The organism is Corynebacterium sp. LK31, assembly GCF_014335015.1.
In the GTDB taxonomy this organism is placed as follows: Bacteria; Actinomycetota; Actinomycetes; order Mycobacteriales; family Mycobacteriaceae; genus Corynebacterium; species Corynebacterium jeikeium_D.
Genome location: NZ_PDGW01000013.1, coordinates 245,733 through 265,154, shown reverse-complemented (window position 1 = coordinate 265,154; position 19,422 = coordinate 245,733). Strand labels below are relative to the sequence as shown.

Sequence of the window (19,422 nt, the reverse complement as noted above, 5' to 3'; positions counted from 1 at the left end):
GCATCCCAGCGTAATGACTATGCCACTAGCCTGCAGAGAGAGTTTTCCTGCGAGATCCCACAAGACCGTGCGAGATGGCCGTCCTGGGAGACCTCATTAAACAGCATTCTAAACAGCCTTGTGTTCCTGAATTAACGCAGCGAGCTGGTACGCATCATCCAACTTCAACTCCGTTGCCACCGGAGTGACCGCTCCCGGCACCATGTCGATCCGCACGTTCGCCACTCCCGCCGCTTTCTTCAGCGGAGAAATGGTTAGTGTATGCCCCTGGATGCGCTGCCAGGGGGCCATGAACCGCGTATGCCAGAACCGACCCTTGGTCACTAACAGCCCCCGCTTCGTGGCCTGCACCTTTTGAAATTTCCAGTCAATTGGGCTGAGCCACCATGCCGTGCGTGGAGTCTGCCAGGAGCCCAGCAGGTCATCGGTAGAGGCCGGTCCCGCAATCTCAGTCATCAGGTAATCGACAATCGTGTCCGTCTCCGGTGTCGGCGCCACTGGCACCAGTGTGTTGTTCGACTGTGTGCTGTCCAGGCCATAGCCCGCCACCGAGACATCCGCACGGGACCATCTCCACGGACGCCACCAGAGCGGTTGCACCACTTTAAAGCCATGAATGCGATCAATGGGAATGGTCTGAGCGCGCGTCGACAACAGTCCGGCGGTAATCGCCAGACGCCTGCTTTCCGACGATACCTTCAGCGTGAAATCCCACGACTGATTTAGTACCCCGAAAAGGCCGACAGCGAAACTGCCAATCACAATCAGAGTAGTGATGGTTACTCCGCTGAGGATTTCTACGATGAGGTCGGTAAACAGCGCAGAGACAACGGCGAGGAGGATGAGAGCTATGCCGACGAAAAGACCGGGTCCAATGGCCACGGATGCAATCAGCCGTCCGACATCGACCGGGCCAAAGATGGTCTTCGCTTCGGGCATGCGAGAGGACATGTGAGCGCCGGAGTCGAGGGGCGCGGTGGAGCTGTCGCCGTCGTAAAGCGAACGTGCCAGCTCGGTGTCCAGCTTTTCTACCTCACCCAACACGTCAGCGCGGAACTGTTCGCACTGCGGGGGAGTGAGGTATTTGATTGTGAAGTGTGAATCGGAGCCGCCGGCTGTTTCAATGACAATTTCGGCGAGCCCGAAAATGCGCGCCAACAATGGTTGGTTGATATCCACCGCCTGCACGCGGTCGAGCCGTGCCGCGCGTCGAGAACGCAGTAGCCATCCGGAGCCGTAGCGAACCTCATCGTCGGTGAGCTCGTAGAACGTATACCGCCAGGACAGCCACGAGAAAAATGCAATCAGACCAATAATTATGGCGACCGCACCGGTACCGACAAGGAGACCGAGCCATGCCCAGTCGTAGAGCTGAGTCACGACCGCAACGGCCAACTGCCACTGATTCGCGACTGCGAATGCAGTCACCGCAGCGATTGTGGCAAAGCTTTTGAGCAGCGGAGATAGGGGATGAACTCTATGCCTCATTTAGAGACCCGCCATCCGGTCGTGGGCGCGCTGAGATAGACGAGCGCGCAGGGCGAGCGCTTCTTCACGTGGCAAACCGTGGACGGCTGCATCCGAGCTCGCCGATGCTGTGTTGAGCTTCAGCGTTGCCAGTCCGAATAGTCGAAGGAGAGGTCCTTCATCGATGTCGATGAACTGGATTCGTCCGTAAGGGACGACAGTGACCGAGCGCCACCAGCGTCCGGACGCAACAATGAAGTCGTTGTCCTCTTCGAGGTATCGGTGGGCACGAACTCGTCGACCGATGAGCCAGTAGATATATGCGAAGTAGAGCACGCAGGCGAGGACGCCCAACCACATCCACGGAGTCCACATCACAGCGGCGACGACGGATGCAATCGTGATAACTAGCAGGGGAGCGGCGTGCGCGACTCGCTTCACCTTAGCCAGCGCGGGGTCGACCGGCTGCAGCGCGGAATTCTCGGGGACTAATAAATCAAGCGGCTCCATAGTTGACAGTTAACCACAGAGGGTAAAGCTTGCGTCTGGCCTGGTGCTTCGGTAAGAACGGTGGCTATGGATCGCAGGAAACTCATAGCAGTACTTATCACGCTGATCACCATTTTGGTCTGCGTCGAGATTTATCGGTACATGCAGACTTTGCCAGCTTAAGTCGCTGGGCTCAGTTGTTGAGCACAACAGCACAGCGCTAACCAGCGCAAGCCTCACCCGCCTTATGCCTTATGCGCCAAAGAGCTGGCGCGGAGCCGCCCACGCATCGATGGCAATGTCCTCGACTGCCTGGGCGTCAGCGCCAGCAAAGGTGGTCACCTTGCGGTCATTGTTGTAGCGGGGCATGTGTGAGGTGCCTTCGCGGATGAACTCGACCGCCACTTGGTGGAATGGATGGTTGGGTTCCTTCATACCGAAGAAGCGTGCAATGTCGATGCAGTGCGGAGCACCACTGGTGCGGCCAGCAGGTGCATAGCCCAACCCTTCTCCCGGTTCGAACTGTGCCGCCCACACATCCAGCTCAGCCGCCACGGACCGTTCGGCGACTTTAACAGCGTATGAGCGAATCGCTGAGTCAGAAATGACATTCCCCATCGGACGTTCGGCATAGGCGGTGGCCGGAAATTCGCCGTGGCCGCGATGCCCCTTGGCGTAGCGCCGAGCCATCCACTCCCGCATGGGCAACTTGTCCATCGCCACAACCGGCGGTTCTGAGAAGAACTCTTCGCTGGTGGCAGTCACCATCGTTGGCAGTGTGGGAGCAAAGCTGTCAAAGCGAGGCCCAATTGCCGGATCCGAAGGTGAGGATGCCGACACCAATTTCTGGGCTCGAGCGACCCTGCGTTCGTCGGCACGCGAAAAGATGTCGGTGGACGGCGCACGTCCCACACCGATGCCCGCCAACGTGCGGCGGAGACGCGAGCCCGACAGCAGCGAGAAGGCCGGCGACATGGCGATGGTGCGCTGGATCTGGCCGCGAGTGCGTTCGTCGGCAGCGAGAGTGAGCGCCAGCGCCGCACCCGCCGATTGCCCCGAGATAGTGATGTTGTCGATATCGCCGCCGAAGGCAGGCGCGTTACGACGAGCCCACTGCAGCCCCAGATACAGGTCATCAATGGCCCGGTAGGTCTCTGTTTCACTGTCGCGCCAGAATCCCTCGAGGCCCTTGCGGTATCCGAGCGAAACGGTGACGATGCCTGCCTGTGCGAAGGCCGTCGCGTCCGTCCAGGGCTCGGAGGGATGCCCAAACTCGTAGCTACCACCGTGGATCCACAGCAATACGGGATAGGAAGCGTCCGCGGGCTCAGCCGGTGCGGTGACGGTGAGAACTAATTCGCGCTCGGGTTCACAGCGCCGAGTGCCTGACTGTGGCCCGTCAGCCACCGGTGCCGACGCGGCGAACGGAGCAGCATCTGCGTAATCGATATTGAAAACTTGTATTGCGTCATCGTGAATACGGCCGGTTAGCCTCCCACAGGGAGCGGAAATAGTCGTCTCTGTCATGGCGGAAAACGCCTCCTCGTCACGGTTGGTCCTGCCAGAACGGCGGGGAGCCTGTTTCAGACGGTAGGCGCACTCTGGTTTTTCGAGCACGCTACAGTTGAATTCACTATGACCAATGATGCACGAAATCCACTGTTGACACCGTCAGAATTGTTCTGCGAATTGCCAGATTTTGCGGCAATCGATGACAGCCACGTCCGCGAGGCCTTTAGCGAAGCAATGCGCAGCCATGCACGCGAGATCGACGCCATCGCCACGTCGTCGGAGGCGCCGACCTTTGTTAATACCATCGAGGCAATGGAAAAGGCGGGCCAGGATCTGGACCGCGTCGCTGCTTATTTCTTCAACGTTGCCGGCACGGACGCCACCGATGTCCGCATGGAAATTGAAGCCGAGATTGCCCCGCAGCTCACTGCACACCTGGATCAGATTCGCATGCGCAGTGACCTGTGGCAGCGCATCAATGCCATCGACAGCGTTGAGGATGCCGCCAATCCGGAAGAGGCGAAGCTGCTGCTGAAGAAAGTCCGCGAAGACTTCCAGCGCGCCGGTGCGGACCTCAGCGACGAGGACAAAGCCGAGCTCAGCCGCATCAATTCCCGTCTCTCTGAGCTCTCCACGGCTTTCGGTGAAAACCTACTGAAGGACACCGTCGCGCGCGCCGTGGAGATCTACGACCGCGAGGAACTCGCCGGGCTTTCCGACGACGCCATTGCGTCCTTCGCCGCCTACGCGAAAAAGGCCGACACCGATGCGCCGTGGCTGATTCCGCTGGACCTACCGTCAACTCCGGCACAGCTGGCTGACCTGGATAATCCGGCTACTCGCGCCAAGCTCTATGAAGCCTCACTGGGGCGTGCGGGTGCTGCCTCCGGCACGTTCGACAACTCCGGCATTGTGCTGGAAATGGCGCGCCTGCGTGCCCGCCGTGCCAAGCTGCTCGGCTACGACACGCATGCGGATTACGTCATTGCCAAGGAGACGGCAACCACCGCAGAGGCTGCTCGGAAGCTCATTGCAGACCTGGCGCCAGCTGCCATTGCCAATGCTGAAGGCGAGTACAAGCGGGTCGCTGATCTGGCTGGCGGTGAGACGGTCACGGGCGCTGACTGGCCGTATTGGGAGCGCCGTCGTAAAGCGGAAGAATTCGCAGTCGACACGGAGGAACTCAAGAACTACTTCGAGCTGCACCGTGTCATCGAAGACGGCGTGTTCTACGCTGCCCGCAAGCTCTACGGCATCGAGGTAGTCAAGCGCGAGGACCTGCAGGGATACGCGCCGGGCACGACCGTGTGGGAGGTACGCCAGGGCGGAGGCGAGACCATCGGCCTGATTATTACGGACTACTTCTCGCGCCCGACTAAGCGCGGTGGTGCATGGATGAGCTCGTTTAGGGACCAGTCCCGTCTGCTGGGGCGCCTGCCAGTCGTGGTCAACGTGATGAACATCGCCGAAACCGAGCCGGGAACCCCGGTGCTACTGACGCTCGACGAGGTCACCACTGCTTTCCACGAGTTCGGGCACGCCCTCCACGGTCTGCTTTCCGACGTCACGTACCCGACCTTCTCGGGCACTAACGTCCCGCGCGACTTCGTGGAATTCCCCTCCCAGATTAACGAGAACTGGGCACTTGAGCCATCCATTCTGGCCAATTACGCCGTCCACGTTCGTACCGGTGAGCCGATCCCGGCCGAGCTAGTCGAGTCTGTGAAGAAGGCCCGCACCGCTGGTGAGGGATTCGCCACGGTTGAGTACCTCGCCGCGTGCGCCATCGATCTGGCCTGGCACAGCCTCACCGAGGAGGAAGCAGCTCAGGTCACTGATGTTGATGCCTTCGAAGCGGAAGCACTCGCTGAACTCGGCCTCGACGTTCCCCACCTGGCTCCGCGTTACCGCTCCCGCTACTTCAACCACATCTTCGCCGGCGGTTACTCGGCGGGCTATTACTCCTACCTGTGGGCAGAGGTGCTCGACGCGGACGGTTTCGGTTGGTTCACCGACAACGGCGGTGCCACAATCAGCGGCGGCAGCCACTTCCGCGAGGAGATTCTCTCCCGTGGTGGCGCCATCGACTTCATGGCCGCCTACCGTGCCTTCCGAGGTCGCGATAAGGACATCCAGCCGCTCCTCGAACGCCGCGGGCTGTCGGGCACTGATGCCTAGCTTCACGCTTTACGACGAGCCCCGCGACCGCCGCCCACTGGTTATTCCGGTCACCGGCAGGGTAGGTTGACACTCATGGCAGAAGCATTCGACAGAGTAGGGCAGTGGCTTATCCAATTGCCACTGCTTGCGCAGGTCAGCGTGCTATGCGTGGTTCTCCTGGTAGTCGGAGGGTTTCTTGCTTTCGTTCTCGTTGGCGCAATCGATGTTGTCAGCGGACGTCTGTGGCAGAGGTCGGTGCATCGGCGGGAGCGTTCGCAGGAGCGTCGAGGAGCGGGCAGCGAGAGCTAGCCGAAGAGGTAGTGGCCTTGCGGATAGCTCACCGAGAGACCCGATGAATTGAGCTGGGAGAAGCCCCCTTTAAGTGTTGGGTCGCTATCGCTGCCCTAAGGTATGTCTTAAAGTATTAGGAAATTTGCCCAACAGGCTAGAGTTGGGTAGTTCGCAAATATTTCGCAGTAGGGAGCTGAGTTAGCATGCATCGGTCGAGGCACTCGAAGGTCCTACTTGCCCTAATCGTTTTGCTTCTTCTCATCCTCATCGCTGGTGCAGTCACCGATTTCCAGTTTTAGCCTCGGTTTTAGTGCCGGGCATATAACCTGAAAGATCGGTGAACAGCAAAAATGAGGGATTAGTCGCTCACGAACCAATTAACGCTTGAATCCGGGGAAGCGAGGCAGGTCCTCGACAAGCACGGCCTTGCCCTCGGCATCGGTTAGCGGAATGCACCAGTTCGGGTACTGGTCGTGGCTCGTGCCCGGCTGGTTCTGAGTACGACGATCGCCGACCATGTCCACCAAGGCCTCACACTTCAGCGCGGATGGCGTCTGGTCGAGGAAGCGGTGCAGCCCCGTGACCAGTGCGTCAATTGGTGGCAGATTATCGCGGGTAAGGGAATGAACATCCATGTCCGCCGCAGCCGTGTCACCAAAGCAGCCGGCTTCCTTGGCCGCACCCAAAACCTTTCGAATCCACTCGAAGTCCCGGCGGTCTTCCTCCGCGACGTCGGAAAGCAATAGTCTCAGGCGTTCCCGTAGCTTGATGTGCTCGCCTGCGAGGTAGCCTGCCGTCGGCGGCAGATCGTGCGTGGTGACGGAGGACAGGCACAGGCTGCGGTAAGCGCTTGGTGGTTTCGGCTGGTCGCCCTCGGATTCAAACCACACGATCGAGGTGCCCATGATGCCCCGCGAGGCCAGGTAGTCCTGCACCCACGGCTCGAAAGTGCCCAGGTCTTCGCCTACGACGACGGCCCCAGCGAGCTCGGCCTCAAGTGCGAGAATGCCGACCATTGCCTCGTGGTCGAAGTACAGGTAGGTGCCATTGACGGGGGACTCCATCCGCGGCATGACCCAGAGGCGGAACATACCCAGCACGTGGTCAACACGAATGCCACCTGCGTGGCGAAGGATTGTGCGCAGCATGTCGCGCCAGGGGCGGTAGCCGGCCTCGGCTAGCTTGTGCGGGTTCCACGGCGGCTGCGACCAGTCTTGGCCGCGCTGGTTAAAACCGTCTGGCGGTGCGCCAACAGAGATAGCAGGAGCGAGCCAATCCGCAAGGTTCTCGGCATCCGCGCCGCCAGGGTGCACGCCGACGGCAAGGTCGGCCATGATGCCGATGCGCATACCCGCATCCAGGGCTGCCTCTTGTGCCTGGCCGAGCTGCTGATCGAGAATCCACTGCACCCAGAGGTGGAACTGGAAGATTTCCTCCCGCAGAGATTCGACACTGGCGTGGTTACCCAACGGTGGAACCAACTCGATATCGTTCTCGGTTACGGCACCAGAATCGGAAGTGGCAGCGCGTGCAGCATCGCGGGCAGCAGCGCGATCCGCGAGCTCGCGCTCGGTGCACCACGACGCGTAGTCGTATATGCCACGGCCCTCGGCCTCCAGCCAACGGTCAAATTCCGCCTGGCGTGCGCTGGACAGGGGGATCTTGTGAATTGCCCGCAATACCTTGAGCTTTGCAGCGTAGATGGGGTTGCGGTCAATCTCATCAGGGCTGTGATTGAGCTGGTGGAAAGAGTTCGCTAGCGCACGGGCTTCATCGGCCTCGTCCTTGTCCAGGTACCCGAACTCGTCGATAAGCTCTGGGCGCGCGTACAGCGGATTGACATAGCGGCGCGTGGTGGGCAGGTACGGCGAGTCTTCTACCGGAGGCAGTGGCTCTGCGGCGTGCAACGGATTGATGAGGACGAAATCAGAGCCCGCGTGCTCTGCACTGACCTGTGCCAAGTCGCCGAGGGTAGCGAAATCGCCAATACCCCAGCTGCGGCTGGAGCGTACCGAGTACAGCTGTGCCATGACACCATGCGCAGGATTCTGCACGTACTTGTCGGCAGTGGCGAGACGGTTGGGGGTTACGGCCACATCGCACTCAGCGACGTTGTCATCGTTGACTGCGCGCAAGCGATGCCAACCAAGTGGCAGATCCTCTGGAATTGCGAAGGCGGCTTCACCCATCAACACATCGCCGACCTGGCGTGGCGGTACCAAGTGGTGCACCTGAGCGCAGGGCCATTCTGCGCCGTCCTCCAGTTTCACAGTCACGCTGACATTGCTGCCGTGCGGTACGTGAACCAGAACTCGGTGGAAGATGCCCTGGCGGGTAACTACCACGGGCGGGAGAAGGCGAGACCACTGCGTGTCTGCCCACTCACGACGGGCGTCGTTGATGTCGGCATCGCTGGGATCTGGGCCCAGATCGATGTCGAGAGCAGCGAGAGTTTTTAGCACTGTCTCACGAGAGACGTGCACGAGTTGGCCCTCGGTGGAGTAGTAGGAAACCCCAACTCCGACATCTTTAGCGAGGTCGGCGAGTGGAGAGGAAAGGGGAGGATTGGAAGCTGCCTGTGTCACCCTTTCCATCATGCCAGTTTAGAAAAACTTTGCCAGTAGTAAGGTAAATCACTTCGTTATCGAAATATTTACTGAAATCACAACGGCGCAGGGTTTGATGTTCTAAGTTGATTCCTAACGAAACCAACGACGGACAGAACTACCGAAAGTAGGGGTTTGTAACTCGATGCGTGAATATACTACCGAGGCGAAATACGTCATCGGCGAGGACGAAACGATTATTACCTCGCTGCAGGAGCTGGTGCAGAAGCGCCCGAAGCTGGTGCTTTTCACTCGCCCCAAGAACTTTGAGTGGGTAAATGTCACTGCTCAGGAGTTCTATGACGAGGCAAAGGGCGTCGCTAAGGGGCTAATTGCCAACGGTGTTCAGCCGGGCGACCGCGTAGCGCTGCTCAGTGAGACTCGCTACGAGTGGAACCTGATCAATACCGCTATCTGGATGGCAGGCGCTGCTGTTGTCCCGATTTACGGCTCTTCTTCGTCTGGCCAGATTCGTTGGATTATTGAAAACTCCGGTGCTGTTTTCGCATTTACCGAGTCGCGTGAGCACACCGACCGCATGAAGCCTCTGCTGGTCGAAAAGGGCACCGAGAACCCGGAGGGCGAGTCTCAGCTGCGTCGTGTACTGGAGATTAACGCTTCCGCTACTGACACCATTAGCTACGAAGGCCGTGACATTGACGGCGACGAGGTCGAGCGCCGCATCAAGGACACCAAGGCCGACGACCTGGCAACCGTGATTTACACCTCCGGTACCACTGGTCGTCCGAAGGGCTGCGTGCTCCTGCACAGCAACTGGCTGGCGGAGGCCCGCGCCATCCTCACCAACGAGATTGGCCTGATTGCCCGTCCGGGGAACCGCATTCTGACCTTCCTGCCGTTGGCGCACGTGTTGGCTCACGCAGTGTCCCTGGCTTCGATGATTTCCGGTGCTACCCAGTCTCACTGGGCTGATACCAAGACCGTCACCCTGGAGTTCCAGCGTTCCCGTCCGCACATGATTCTCGGTGTGCCGCGCGTGTTCGAGAAGGTTCGTGACTCCGCCTACGCCTCCGCTAAGGAGAAGGGCGCATTCGGCCTGGCCATGTTCGAGCGTGCTGAGGCCACCGCCATCGAGTACTCCAAGGCACTGGATACTCCGGCAGGTCCGTCGCGTGTCTTGAAGCTGCGTCGCCAGCTCTACGATCGCCTGCTGTTCTCGAAAATTCGCGCAGCTATGGGTGAGGCCGTGCAGTACACCATTTCCGGTGGTTCGGCTCTGTCCTCTGACCTCGGGCACTTCTTCCGTGGTCTCGGTGTGCCTGTCTACGAAGGCTACGGTCTGACTGAGTCCACGGCTGCCGTCACCGTGAACAACCCGAGCGAGCAGATTATTGGTACCGTTGGTCGTCCGGTCGGTGGTTGCTCCGCCGCTATCGCTGATGACGGCGAAGTTCTGCTCCGTGGTCCGGTTGTGTTCGACCGCTACTGGAAGAACGAAGAGGCAACCAAGGAAGCCTTCATCGACGGCGAATGGTTTAAGACTGGTGACCTCGGTGAGCTGACCGAAGAAGGCCACCTGAAGATCACCGGCCGCAAGAAGGACCTCATTGTCACCGCAGGTGGTAAGAATGTCGCGCCGGGCCCGATGGAAGACCGCATGCGTGCGCACCCGCTGGTGTCCCAGGCAGTCGTCATCGGCGATGGTCGTCCGTTCGTCTCCGTGTTGGTCACTCTCGATGAGGAGGCACTGGAGAAGTGGAAGATTGAGCACTCCGTCCCCGAGCACACCTCGATCCGTGAACTCGCTGCCTCCAGCGCAGTTTTGCGCGCCGAGATTCAGGACGCCGTCAACTCCGCTAACGAGCTGGTTTCTCACGCAGAGGCCATTAAGAAGTTCCATATTCTGGACAGTGACTTCACCGAGGAAAGCGGCGAGCTGACCCCGACCATGAAGGTCAAGCGCAACATTGTCATGGACAACTACTCGCGTGACATTGAGGCTCTCTACCAGCGTTAATTCACGGTCTACCCGCTGCCGATAGAAAACGGCAGCGTGTTGTTACCGCGCTAGCGCCCCTCACCCCATTAAGGTGAGGGGCGCTAGAAATTTTTAAGGAGTTTTCAGTTTTCGAAAGTCGGCATTCGTCAATGTTCGTCGATATTCGAAAGCGGAAGACTGCAATGATGTCACCGGCGCCGAAGATGTCGTGGGAGGGCGGGCAATGATTAACCACTTCGATGCTCGGCTACGCCTGCGCGAAGTGACCCAAGAGCTCTACGACATTGGTGACGAAGTTGCCGAACACATCGAGCACCTTGCTCAGGCGGTTGCTGATGTAGATCGTGAGCTGGTGGACGAATGTGTCCTCGAGCTCGCTGACATCGTCGACGAGGCCGTTGAGGACTGCCGCCCTCTGATTGGTGAGCTTGATGGTCTACGCCAAGCGTTTACCTCCGGCATTCGCTCGGGGCGCATCGGTACTCTTTCCTCCGCTTCGACACCGCGTCGACACCCGCATCCGGCACCGAAGTCGCCGGATGTGCAGTCACTGTCGCTCATTCCGGCTCCTTTGAAGCATCCGGTTGCAGTCCCTACGGTCACGCAGGCAATGATTGCTCGCTCCGATGCCGTGGCTTCTTACCTGGAGGAACTCGCCGACTGGGTTTCCGCCGAAAACATCCGAGGCGTGGAAAAGCTCGGTAGTGTGGTGCTTCCGCAGCTTTACGCACAGTCTGGCCGCCGTGCACTGTCCGCTGCCGCCGCTTGGTGTGTTGCTGTTCCCGAGACTCATCCGGCAGTTGCCAATGCGCTGCGCGGCCGTAGGCCTCCGGAGTTCCTGATGGAACGTGCCCGCATCGATGAAATTGTCCGCCGCGTCAAGCAACGTCGAGCCAAGGAGCATGCGTGAGCGAAGCCTCCGCACACACCGATTCCTTCGGTGTCTACTTACACGTCCCATTCTGTGCCACCCGTTGTGGCTACTGTGATTTCAACACGTACACGCCAGGTCAGCTGGGCAGTGGCGCAACGCAGGGAGACTACCTCGATGCCATCGTGGCTGAGCTCGAGATGGCCGTCGTAAAGCACCCCGAACTAGCGCGTGGCGCCGATACCGTATTCGTCGGCGGTGGTACGCCGTCGATGTTGGGGGCGAGTGGTCTTCGTCGCCTGCTCGACGGTGTGCGCAACAGCTTTGGGCTTGCCGACGACGCCGAGGTCACCACCGAGTCGAATCCCGAGTCGACCTCCCCGGAGTTTTTCGAAGGCTTGGCCGAGGCAGGGTTTACCCGGGTGAGTCTGGGCATGCAGTCGGCTGTGCCGCATGTGCTGGCCACTCTGGATCGTACGCACACGCCGGGGCGTCCTGCGGCGGCAGTGGCGGAGGCACGCGCTGCCGGTTTTGAGCACATCAACCTCGACGTTATCTATGGCACGCCAGGGGAGTCGATGGCGGATCTCGATACGACGTTGGAGGCGGTCCTGGCCACGGAGGTCGATCATGTTTCGGCGTACTCGCTGATCGTCGAACCGGGTACCGCGATGGCGCGTAAGGTTCGTCGCGGTGAACTGCCCATGCCTGACGACGACGATCTCGCCGACCGCTACGAGCGCATCGATGCCGCACTGAGTCAAGCCGGTTTCTCCTGGTACGAGGTGTCCAACTGGGCGAAACCGGGCGGCCAATGTCGTCACAATATGCTCTACTGGCGCGATGGAAATTGGTGGGGTGCGGGCCCCGGTGCCCATTCGCATCTGGATGGCACGAGGTTTTACAACGTCAAGCATCCGGCTCGCTACGCGGCGACCATTTCCGGCGGAGAGTTGCCGATTAAGGATTCAGAAGGGCTAACGGCCGAGAATCGGCACACTGAGAAGATTATGCTGGGCCTCCGCTTGGCCGAGGGTATCGATGCCAATCTGCTCGGAGAGGATGAGCTGGGCAAGGCACGTCGGCAAGCGGAAGCGGGCATGGTGGAGTTTGTTTCCGTCGATTGTGGCCAGCGGATTCAGCTGACCAATCGCGGTCGTTTGCTGGCCGACGCAATAATTGTTGACATCCTTAGTTAAACTATCCGCATGTCATCTCAGACGGATAAGCGCAGGCAGGAAGTTCTTCGGGCAATTGTCTCGGATTACGTAGCTTCCCAGGAGCCAGTCGGCTCGAAGGCTCTGGTGGAGCGCCACAATCTGGGTGTGTCCTCGGCGACCATTAGAAATGACATGGCGGTGCTGGAGGCCGAGGGCTATATCCAGCAGGAACATGCATCGTCCGGGCGTATCCCGACTGAGAAGGGCTACCGCCTTTTTGTGGACAATCTTTCGCAGATTAAGCCGCTGTCCCGGGCTGAGCGCCGAGCTATCCTCGAGTTCCTCGAAGGCGGCGTCGATTTGGAGGACGTTCTGCGTCGCAGTGTGCAGCTGCTGGCCCAGCTAACCCGTCAGGTCGCAGTGGTGCAGGTACCGACGCTGGAGGTCTCCCGCGTCCGGCACTGCGAGGTTGTCCAGCTCGCCGACGCGCGATTGTTGCTGGTAGTCATCACTGACACCGGGCGCGTGGAGCAGCGCAATGTTGAGCTGCCAGCACCGATGGATCCCGATCTCGTGCCGCTCTTGCGTGAGCATTTCAACCGTGCAATGTCGGGGCACACGCTTGCCGACGCGTCGATTGCGATTTCCGATCTTGCGGCTAACGCCCCGCGTGATTTGCGGGATGTGCTTATTCGCTGCTCGACGGTGCTGGTGGAGTCGTTGATTGAGAAGCCGAATGACAGACTCATCCTGGCCGGGGCATCGAATTTGACCCGTGGTAATATGGCCGGTCGCTTACCTTCTACGTTGCCCATGGTTCTTGAAGCTCTCGAAGAACAGGTGGTCGTGCTGAAACTGCTGTCGGCCGCGCAGGATTTGCACCACGTTCGCGTTTCCATCGGTGAGGAAAACGAGGACGAGGAGCTGCGCGCTACCTCAGTTGTTTCAACTGGCTATGGCACCGGCACCGAAATTTTGGGTGGCATGGGCGTAGTTGGCCCCACATTTATGGATTATCCGGGAACAATTTCCTCGGTTGCTGCTGTTGCACAGTACGTTGGCCGGGTATTGAAAGGAAGTAGCTAAAGTTGGCACGCGACTATTACGGCATCCTCGGAGTGGAGAAGGACGCTACGGACGCTGAGATTAAGAAGGCGTACCGAAAGCTGGCGCTCAAGTACCACCCAGACCGTAATCCGGGTGATGAAGAAGCTGCGGAGAAGTTCCGTGAGGCATCTGAGGCGAACGAGGTCCTGCTGGATCCTGAAAAGCGCCGGATTGTGGATATGGGAGGAGATCCTCTCAATCCGCAGGGCGGTATGCCAGGCGGAGGTTTCGGCGGTTTCGGTGGCGGCGGAGTCGGCGATATCTTCGAAGCATTCTTCGGCGGTGCCGGCGGTACCCGCCAGCGCCGCTCGCGTGTACAGCCAGGTGCAGATGCGCTGCTGCGTATTTCGCTGGGCCTCGATGAGGCATTCACCGGTGTCCGCAAGCCCATCACGGTGGACACCGCGGTGCTGTGTGAGCAGTGCGAGGGAACTGGCTCGAAGTCCAAATCCAAGCCGAAGATGTGTACCAGCTGTGATGGCACTGGCGAGATTCAGCAGGTCCAGCGTTCCTTCCTGGGCAATGTGATGACCTCGCGGCCGTGCCCGACTTGTGAGGGCACCGGCGAGATCATCCCCGATCCGTGTAACAACTGCGGTGGCGATGGCCGCGTCCGTGCTCGCCGTGATCTGACGGTCAACGTTCCGGCAGGTATCTCTGATGGCATGCGTATTCGCATGGCAGGGCAGGGCGAGGTCGGTCCGGGCGGTGGCCCGGCGGGTGACCTCTACGTGGAAGTTGCCATGGACCCGCACCCTGTATTCGAGCGTGAGGGCGATGATCTGCACTTTAACGTGCAGGTGCCCATGGCTGATGCCGCACTTGGTACCGAGTTTGAGGTCGACGACCTGCTCGGCGAACCAATGACCATCAAGGTTGATTCGGGCACCCAGCCGGCAGAGCAGATTCGTCTGTCGGGTAAGGGCATGCCGCATCTGCGCGGCGAGGGCAACGGCGACGTGGTCGCACACGTCGATGTCACGGTGCCGACGAAGCTGGACCGCAAGTCCCGCGAGCTGCTGGAGAAGCTACGCGAGCACCGCGATGATGATGCCAAGGTGGCAGACTCGAGTGAGCGCAACGGTTTCTTCTCCCGATTCCGCCGCCGTTAGAACACGCCATCCCCAAAGCCCCCTCCAGTGAGTGTGAAGCACACATGAGTTTGCCCGTATTCCTCGGTGAGTTCACCGAGCTGCCGCGCCCGGAAGAAATCATTCGAATCCTCGGGTCGGAGGCAAAGCACATCAGCGTTCGCAGGCTGAAGGAGGGCTCGGAGATTCTTCTTGCCAATGGTGCGGACAAGGTGGTGCGAGCACAGCTTATGCATGTTGACCCGCGCGAGGTTCACGTCCGCGTAATCGCTGCCGAGAAGCGTGCACGTCCAACGCCGCACGTCACGGTAGTGCAGGCGTTGCCGAAGTCGGATCGTGCCGAGCTCGCTGTTGACTTGATGACCGAGGCTGGGGTTGACGAGATTATCCCGTGGGCGGCAGTGAACTGTGTGGCCCGTTGGCAGGGTGCAGCAAAGGTCACCAAGGCGCGCGCAAAGTGGCAGTCGGCTGCGCGCGAGGCAGCCAAGCAGGCTCGTCGTGCATGGATTCCGCCGGTCGCTGACCTGCATAGCTCCGCCGATATTGAGCAACTCATCCAGGAAACCACGTCAGCAGGTGGTGTGGCAGCAGTTTTGCACGAGGAGGAAACAGCTCCGTTCGTGGACTTCGCCGCGCAGGCAGCAAACGCTGACAAGGTTCTTTTCATCGTCGGCCCAGAAGGGGGAGTCAGCCCTGGGGAACTCGAGGCCTTCCGCGCCGCAGGTGCTAGCTCGGTAGTACTCGGCCCGACAGTTCTCCGCAGCGCCCTCGCGGGAGCTGCTGCTCTTTGCGCACTGGGCCCGTTGACAAAGCGCTGGGGCGGCGCACCCACGCCTGGTCAGTAGGATAGACGCATAATGACAAAGTATTCAGTAACTGCTCGTACCACTGCCGTCGTCGAGCTCGATGACAATCTCGCGCCGATTGTGGTCGGTCATGCGGATCAGAACCTACGTCTGCTGGAATCTCTGCTGGCAGCGGATATTCATGTCCGCGGCGGAGTTGTGACAATCAAGGGTGCTCCGGCGGATGTTTCGTTGGCTGTCCGCGCGTTCAAGGAGCTAGAGGCAATGGCCCGTCGTGGGCACGAGCTCTCCCCGGAGTCGGTGCGGCACGCGGTGGGCATTGTGGATCGCGGGGAGAAGTCCGCCAGCGAGGTGCTCGGTGGCGGCATCGTGACACATCGTGGCAAGACCGTGCGTCCCAAGACCGAGGGACAAAAGAACTACGTCGATGCCATCGACCGCTATAACGTTGTTTTCGGTATCGGCCCAGCCGGTACGGGCAAGACCTTCTTGGCCATGGCCAAGGCGGTTGCTGCACTGAAGAATAAGCAGGTAGAACGCATTATTCTGACTCGCCCCGCAGTGGAGGCGGGTGAGAACCTGGGCTTCCTGCCGGGTACTCTGCACGAGAAGATTGACCCCTACCTGCGCCCATTGCACGATGCGATGCGCGAAATGCTTGAGCCAGAGCTGATTCCAAAGCTGATGGAAACTGGGGTAGTGGAGGTCGCACCGCTGGCGTACATGCGCGGTCGTACCTTGAACAATGCGTTCATCATTCTCGACGAAGCACAGAACACTACTCCGGCGCAGATGAAAATGTTCCTCACCCGCCTGGGCTTCGGTTCGAAGATGGTCATCACCGGTGACGCCAGCCAGGTCGACCTGCCTCGAGGGCAGAAGTCCGGTCTAGCTGTCGCCCGTGAGGTGCTGCGCAGTGTGCCGGGAATCGCTTTTCCGGCGCTGGCGGCTGCGGATGTGGTGCGCAACCCGCTGGTAACCGCAATTGTCGAGGCCTACGATGACTACGATGCCTATAACGAAGGTATTGAACAGGGCGCCGAGTCCCCACAAAAGCGACAGTCCGCCACAAAGCGATAAAGGACGCTGAAATTACATGAGCATTGAAGTTTTCAACGAGTCCGGTCAGGGCGTCAATGAAGAGTCGCTTATCGACGTTGCCCGTTATGCGCTGGGCCGCCTGGACGTGCATCCGGCAGCTGAGCTGAGCATTCACATTGTCGACTTGAAGACGATTGAAGATCTCCACGTGCGCTGGCTGGACCTGCCGGGGCCGACGGATGTGATGAGCTTCCCGATGGATGAGCTCACTCCCGGCTCTGGTCGCCCCGATGCTGCCAGCCCAGGACCTGCCATGCTTGGCGACATCGTGTTGTGCCCCGAGTTCGCTGCGGGCCAGGCTGAGCGCGCAGGCCACCCTCTGAGCCACGAGCTGGTGCTGCTCACCGTGCATGGTGTGCTGCACCTGTTGGGCTATGACCACGTCACTGCTGAGGAAGAGCGCCAGATGTTCTCCCTGCAGAATGGTCTGTTGGCGGACTGGTACGACGACATCGATCGTCGTGGTGTCAGTTTTTCCGAAAAACCGATTAACCCCAATGCGTTCCCGGAACGTTCTAACGAGCGATGATCACTTTGATAATTGTCGCCGTTGTGGCGATGATCTGCGCTGGCGGACTTAACACAGTCGAAACTGCGGTCGCAGGCATTTCCCGTGCACGCGTGGCTGAGCTGCAGCGTGACGAGGTCGCGGGTGCTAATGCGCTTCTCAAGGTCGTAGAAAATCGCGCTCGGCACGTCAATGTGCTGGTGATTTTGCGGACGCTGTGCGAGTCAATCGGTGCAGTGACGCTGGCGGCGGTCTGTCTCAAGCTTTTCGAGCCGGAACGCTGGGCCATTGTGGCTGCAGTGGTGTTGTTGGCTCTGTTCACCTTCCTGGTCCTCGGGGTGTTTTCCCGCACGATGGGTCGGAAGAATCCGTACTCGATTTCCCTCGCCACCGCGGTCGTTCTGAGTTTTATGGCCAAGGTGTTGGGGCCACTGGAAAAGTTGCTGATTTGGTTCGGCAACATCATCACCCCTGGTGGTGGCTTCCGCGATGGCCCGTTCGCCACTGAAGTCGAGTTGCGCGAGATGGTCGATATCGCCCAGGAGCGCGGCATTGTGGAGCACGATGAGCGCCGCATGATTCAGTCTGTGTTCGATCTCGCGGAAACGTCGGCACGCGTTGTTATGGTTCCGCGCCCAGAGATGGTGTGGATTGAGGCGGATAAGCACTGTGGTCAGGCAGTGGCCCTATGCGTGAAGTCGGGTCACTCGCGACTGCCGGTGATTGGCGAGAGCGTTGAGGACATCGTCGGCGTCATTTACTTGAAGGACATTGTCCAGCAGACGTACTCGCGTACTGATGGTGGCCGCGGTGTTCGCGTCTCCGAAGTCATGCGCGACTGCGTTTTTGTTCCCGACTCCAAGCCACTGGATGATCTGCTCGATGAAATGCAGCGCACCCGCAATCACATCGCCATTCTCATCGACGAATACGGATCGGTCGCCGGTCTTATCTCTATTGAGGACATCCTCGAGGAGATTGTCGGTGAGATTGCCGACGAATACGACGAGGCCGAGCAGGCCCCCATCGAACCACTGGGGGATGCCTCCTACCGCGTGCAGGCGCGCCTCAGCTTGGGCGAGCTCATAGAGCTTTACGACGAAGCCCACGGGCGCCAACTCGTCTTCGATGACGAGGTCACCGATGAGGTGGATACGGTCTCCGGTCTGTTGGCATATGAGCTTGGACGTGTGCCACTGCCCGGTTCGTACGTAGAATATGCAGGACTGAAGTTTACCGCCGAGGGCTCGCGTGACCGTCGTGGTCGTATGCGGGTACGCACTGTGGTGGTGGAGCCGACTGCGGAGTTTTACTCCGAGGAAGAAGATACTGATGGGCAATCTTGATGACATGCTGGCCAATGCTGGACTTGGCGGAGATGCTGATGATTACAGTGCGCCGGAGGGCTTTCGCTCTGGGTTCGTTTCCATTGTGGGGCGTCCGAATACCGGTAAGTCCACGCTGACCAATTCCCTGGTGGGCGAGAAGATCGCTATTACCGCTAACCAGCCGGAAACCACGCGTCATCCAGTCCGAGGTGTAGTCCACCGCGAGAACTGTCAGATCGTTGTCGTGGATACGCCAGGTCTGCACAAGCCACGCACGCTGCTCGGTGAGCGCCTGAATGACATGGTTCAGGAGACCTACTCCGATGTGGACTTGGTCGCGATGGTCGTGCCTGCCGACGAGAAAATTGGCCCCGGTGACCGCTGGATTTACGAGAACGTCTCCAAAGGTTGCAAGAACATCATGGGCATTGTGTCCAAGGTGGATAAGGTCTCGCGCGACACCATTATTGAGCGCCTTATCGAGCTGCAGGAGTTGCTCGGTTCGGATGCCGAGCTGGTGCCACTGTCGTCGAAGTCCGGCGAGAACATCAACACGCTGATTGATGTCATGGCTTCCCAGTTGCCGGAGGGACCGCGCCTGTACCCGAAGGGGCACATCACCGATGAGGATCTGCACACCCGGATGGCAGAGCTCATCCGCGAGGCGGCCCTCGGCGGTCTGCGCGATGAGTTGCCGCATTCCGTGGCAGTCCAGATCGATGAGGTGCTGCCAAACCAGGATCGCGAAAGCGTCCTGGATGTCCACGCCGTTATCTATGTCGAGCGTTCGGGGCAGAAGTCCATCCTCATGGGGCGCGACGGTCGACGCATGGGCACCACCATTCACAAAGCTCGTAAGGAACTCATTGCGCTGCTCGGTCAGAATGTTTACCTTGACCTGCGCGTGAAGGTGCTGAAGGACTGGCAGTCGGACCCGAAGCAGCTGGGCAAGTTGGGATTCTAAA

16 protein-coding genes are annotated in these 19,422 nt (G+C 59.6%); 12 read left to right on the top strand and 4 right to left on the bottom strand.

What is annotated here, in order from left to right; all coding sequences use genetic code 11:
* Positions 1-108 precede the first annotated feature (108 nt).
* The 3 genes from CRD18_RS06285 to CRD18_RS06275 form a co-directional block, all read right to left on the bottom strand.
* Positions 109-1,428: a PH domain-containing protein gene (locus tag CRD18_RS06285; protein WP_070653227.1), complete on the bottom strand. Its 1,320-nt coding sequence runs from the start codon at positions 1,426-1,428 to the stop codon at positions 109-111.
* A gap of 60 nt (positions 1,429-1,488) precedes the next feature.
* Complete coding sequence (locus tag CRD18_RS06280; RefSeq protein WP_049170706.1) at positions 1,489-1,977, bottom strand: PH domain-containing protein; 489 nt, start codon at positions 1,975-1,977, stop codon at positions 1,489-1,491.
* A 231-nt stretch (positions 1,978-2,208) separates the two neighbouring features.
* Positions 2,209-3,483 carry a carboxylesterase family protein gene (locus CRD18_RS06275; RefSeq protein ID WP_070653265.1) on the bottom strand — a complete coding sequence of 425 codons (1,275 nt, stop codon included), beginning with the start codon at positions 3,481-3,483 and terminating at the stop codon, positions 2,209-2,211.
* 108 nt (positions 3,484-3,591) lie between these two features.
* Between CRD18_RS06275 and CRD18_RS06270 the strand changes: the two genes are divergently transcribed.
* Both CRD18_RS06270 and CRD18_RS06265 read left to right on the top strand, forming a co-directional pair.
* Positions 3,592-5,646, top strand: a complete 2,055-nt coding sequence (locus CRD18_RS06270; RefSeq protein WP_016423125.1) for a M3 family metallopeptidase — start codon at positions 3,592-3,594, stop codon at positions 5,644-5,646.
* A gap of 75 nt (positions 5,647-5,721) precedes the next feature.
* Positions 5,722-5,937, top strand: a complete 216-nt coding sequence (locus CRD18_RS06265) for a hypothetical protein (RefSeq protein WP_042388817.1) — start codon at positions 5,722-5,724, stop codon at positions 5,935-5,937.
* 359 nt (positions 5,938-6,296) lie between these two features.
* On the opposite strand, the gene malQ is transcribed toward CRD18_RS06265, so the two are convergent.
* Positions 6,297-8,516: a 4-alpha-glucanotransferase gene (malQ, locus tag CRD18_RS06260; protein WP_049189616.1), complete on the bottom strand. Its 2,220-nt coding sequence runs from the start codon at positions 8,514-8,516 to the stop codon at positions 6,297-6,299.
* 154 nt (positions 8,517-8,670) lie between these two features.
* Between malQ and CRD18_RS06255 the strand changes: the two genes are divergently transcribed.
* From CRD18_RS06255 to era, 10 genes are all read left to right on the top strand, one after another.
* Positions 8,671-10,503 carry a long-chain fatty acid--CoA ligase gene (locus CRD18_RS06255; protein ID WP_016423122.1) on the top strand — a complete coding sequence of 611 codons (1,833 nt, stop codon included), beginning with the start codon at positions 8,671-8,673 and terminating at the stop codon, positions 10,501-10,503.
* Positions 10,504-10,708: 205 nt separating this feature from the next.
* Positions 10,709-11,395 carry a hypothetical protein gene (locus tag CRD18_RS06250; protein ID WP_016423121.1) on the top strand — a complete coding sequence of 229 codons (687 nt, stop codon included), beginning with the start codon at positions 10,709-10,711 and terminating at the stop codon, positions 11,393-11,395.
* The gene (gene hemW, locus CRD18_RS06245) at positions 11,392-12,555 is read left to right on the top strand and encodes a radical SAM family heme chaperone HemW (protein ID WP_016423120.1); all 1,164 of its coding nucleotides are present in this window, start codon (positions 11,392-11,394) and stop codon (positions 12,553-12,555) included. The genes CRD18_RS06250 and hemW overlap by 4 nt, the downstream gene beginning before the upstream one ends.
* 9 nt (positions 12,556-12,564) lie before the next feature.
* Positions 12,565-13,602, top strand: coding sequence for a heat-inducible transcriptional repressor HrcA (gene hrcA, locus CRD18_RS06240; protein ID WP_016423119.1), 1,038 nt, complete (start codon positions 12,565-12,567; stop codon positions 13,600-13,602).
* Positions 13,603-13,604: 2 nt separating this feature from the next.
* Positions 13,605-14,735, top strand: coding sequence for a molecular chaperone DnaJ (dnaJ, locus tag CRD18_RS06235; protein ID WP_049170716.1), 1,131 nt, complete (start codon positions 13,605-13,607; stop codon positions 14,733-14,735).
* 44 nt (positions 14,736-14,779) lie between these two features.
* Positions 14,780-15,559, top strand: a complete 780-nt coding sequence (locus tag CRD18_RS06230; RefSeq protein WP_070827319.1) for a 16S rRNA (uracil(1498)-N(3))-methyltransferase — start codon at positions 14,780-14,782, stop codon at positions 15,557-15,559.
* Between the two features lie 12 nt (positions 15,560-15,571).
* Positions 15,572-16,600, top strand: coding sequence for a PhoH family protein (locus CRD18_RS06225; RefSeq protein ID WP_070549896.1), 1,029 nt, complete (start codon positions 15,572-15,574; stop codon positions 16,598-16,600).
* A 16-nt stretch (positions 16,601-16,616) separates the two neighbouring features.
* Complete coding sequence (ybeY, locus tag CRD18_RS06220; RefSeq protein ID WP_005511056.1) at positions 16,617-17,150, top strand: rRNA maturation RNase YbeY; 534 nt, start codon at positions 16,617-16,619, stop codon at positions 17,148-17,150.
* Complete coding sequence (locus CRD18_RS06215) at positions 17,147-18,475, top strand: hemolysin family protein (RefSeq protein WP_016423115.1); 1,329 nt, start codon at positions 17,147-17,149, stop codon at positions 18,473-18,475. Before ybeY ends, CRD18_RS06215 begins: the two co-directional genes overlap by 4 nt.
* Positions 18,476-18,479: 4 nt before the next feature.
* A complete protein-coding gene (era, locus tag CRD18_RS06210) occupies positions 18,480-19,421 on the top strand; it encodes a GTPase Era (RefSeq protein WP_187406600.1) in 942 nt (313 codons plus the stop codon).
* The last annotated feature ends 1 nt before the right edge of the window (position 19,422 follow it).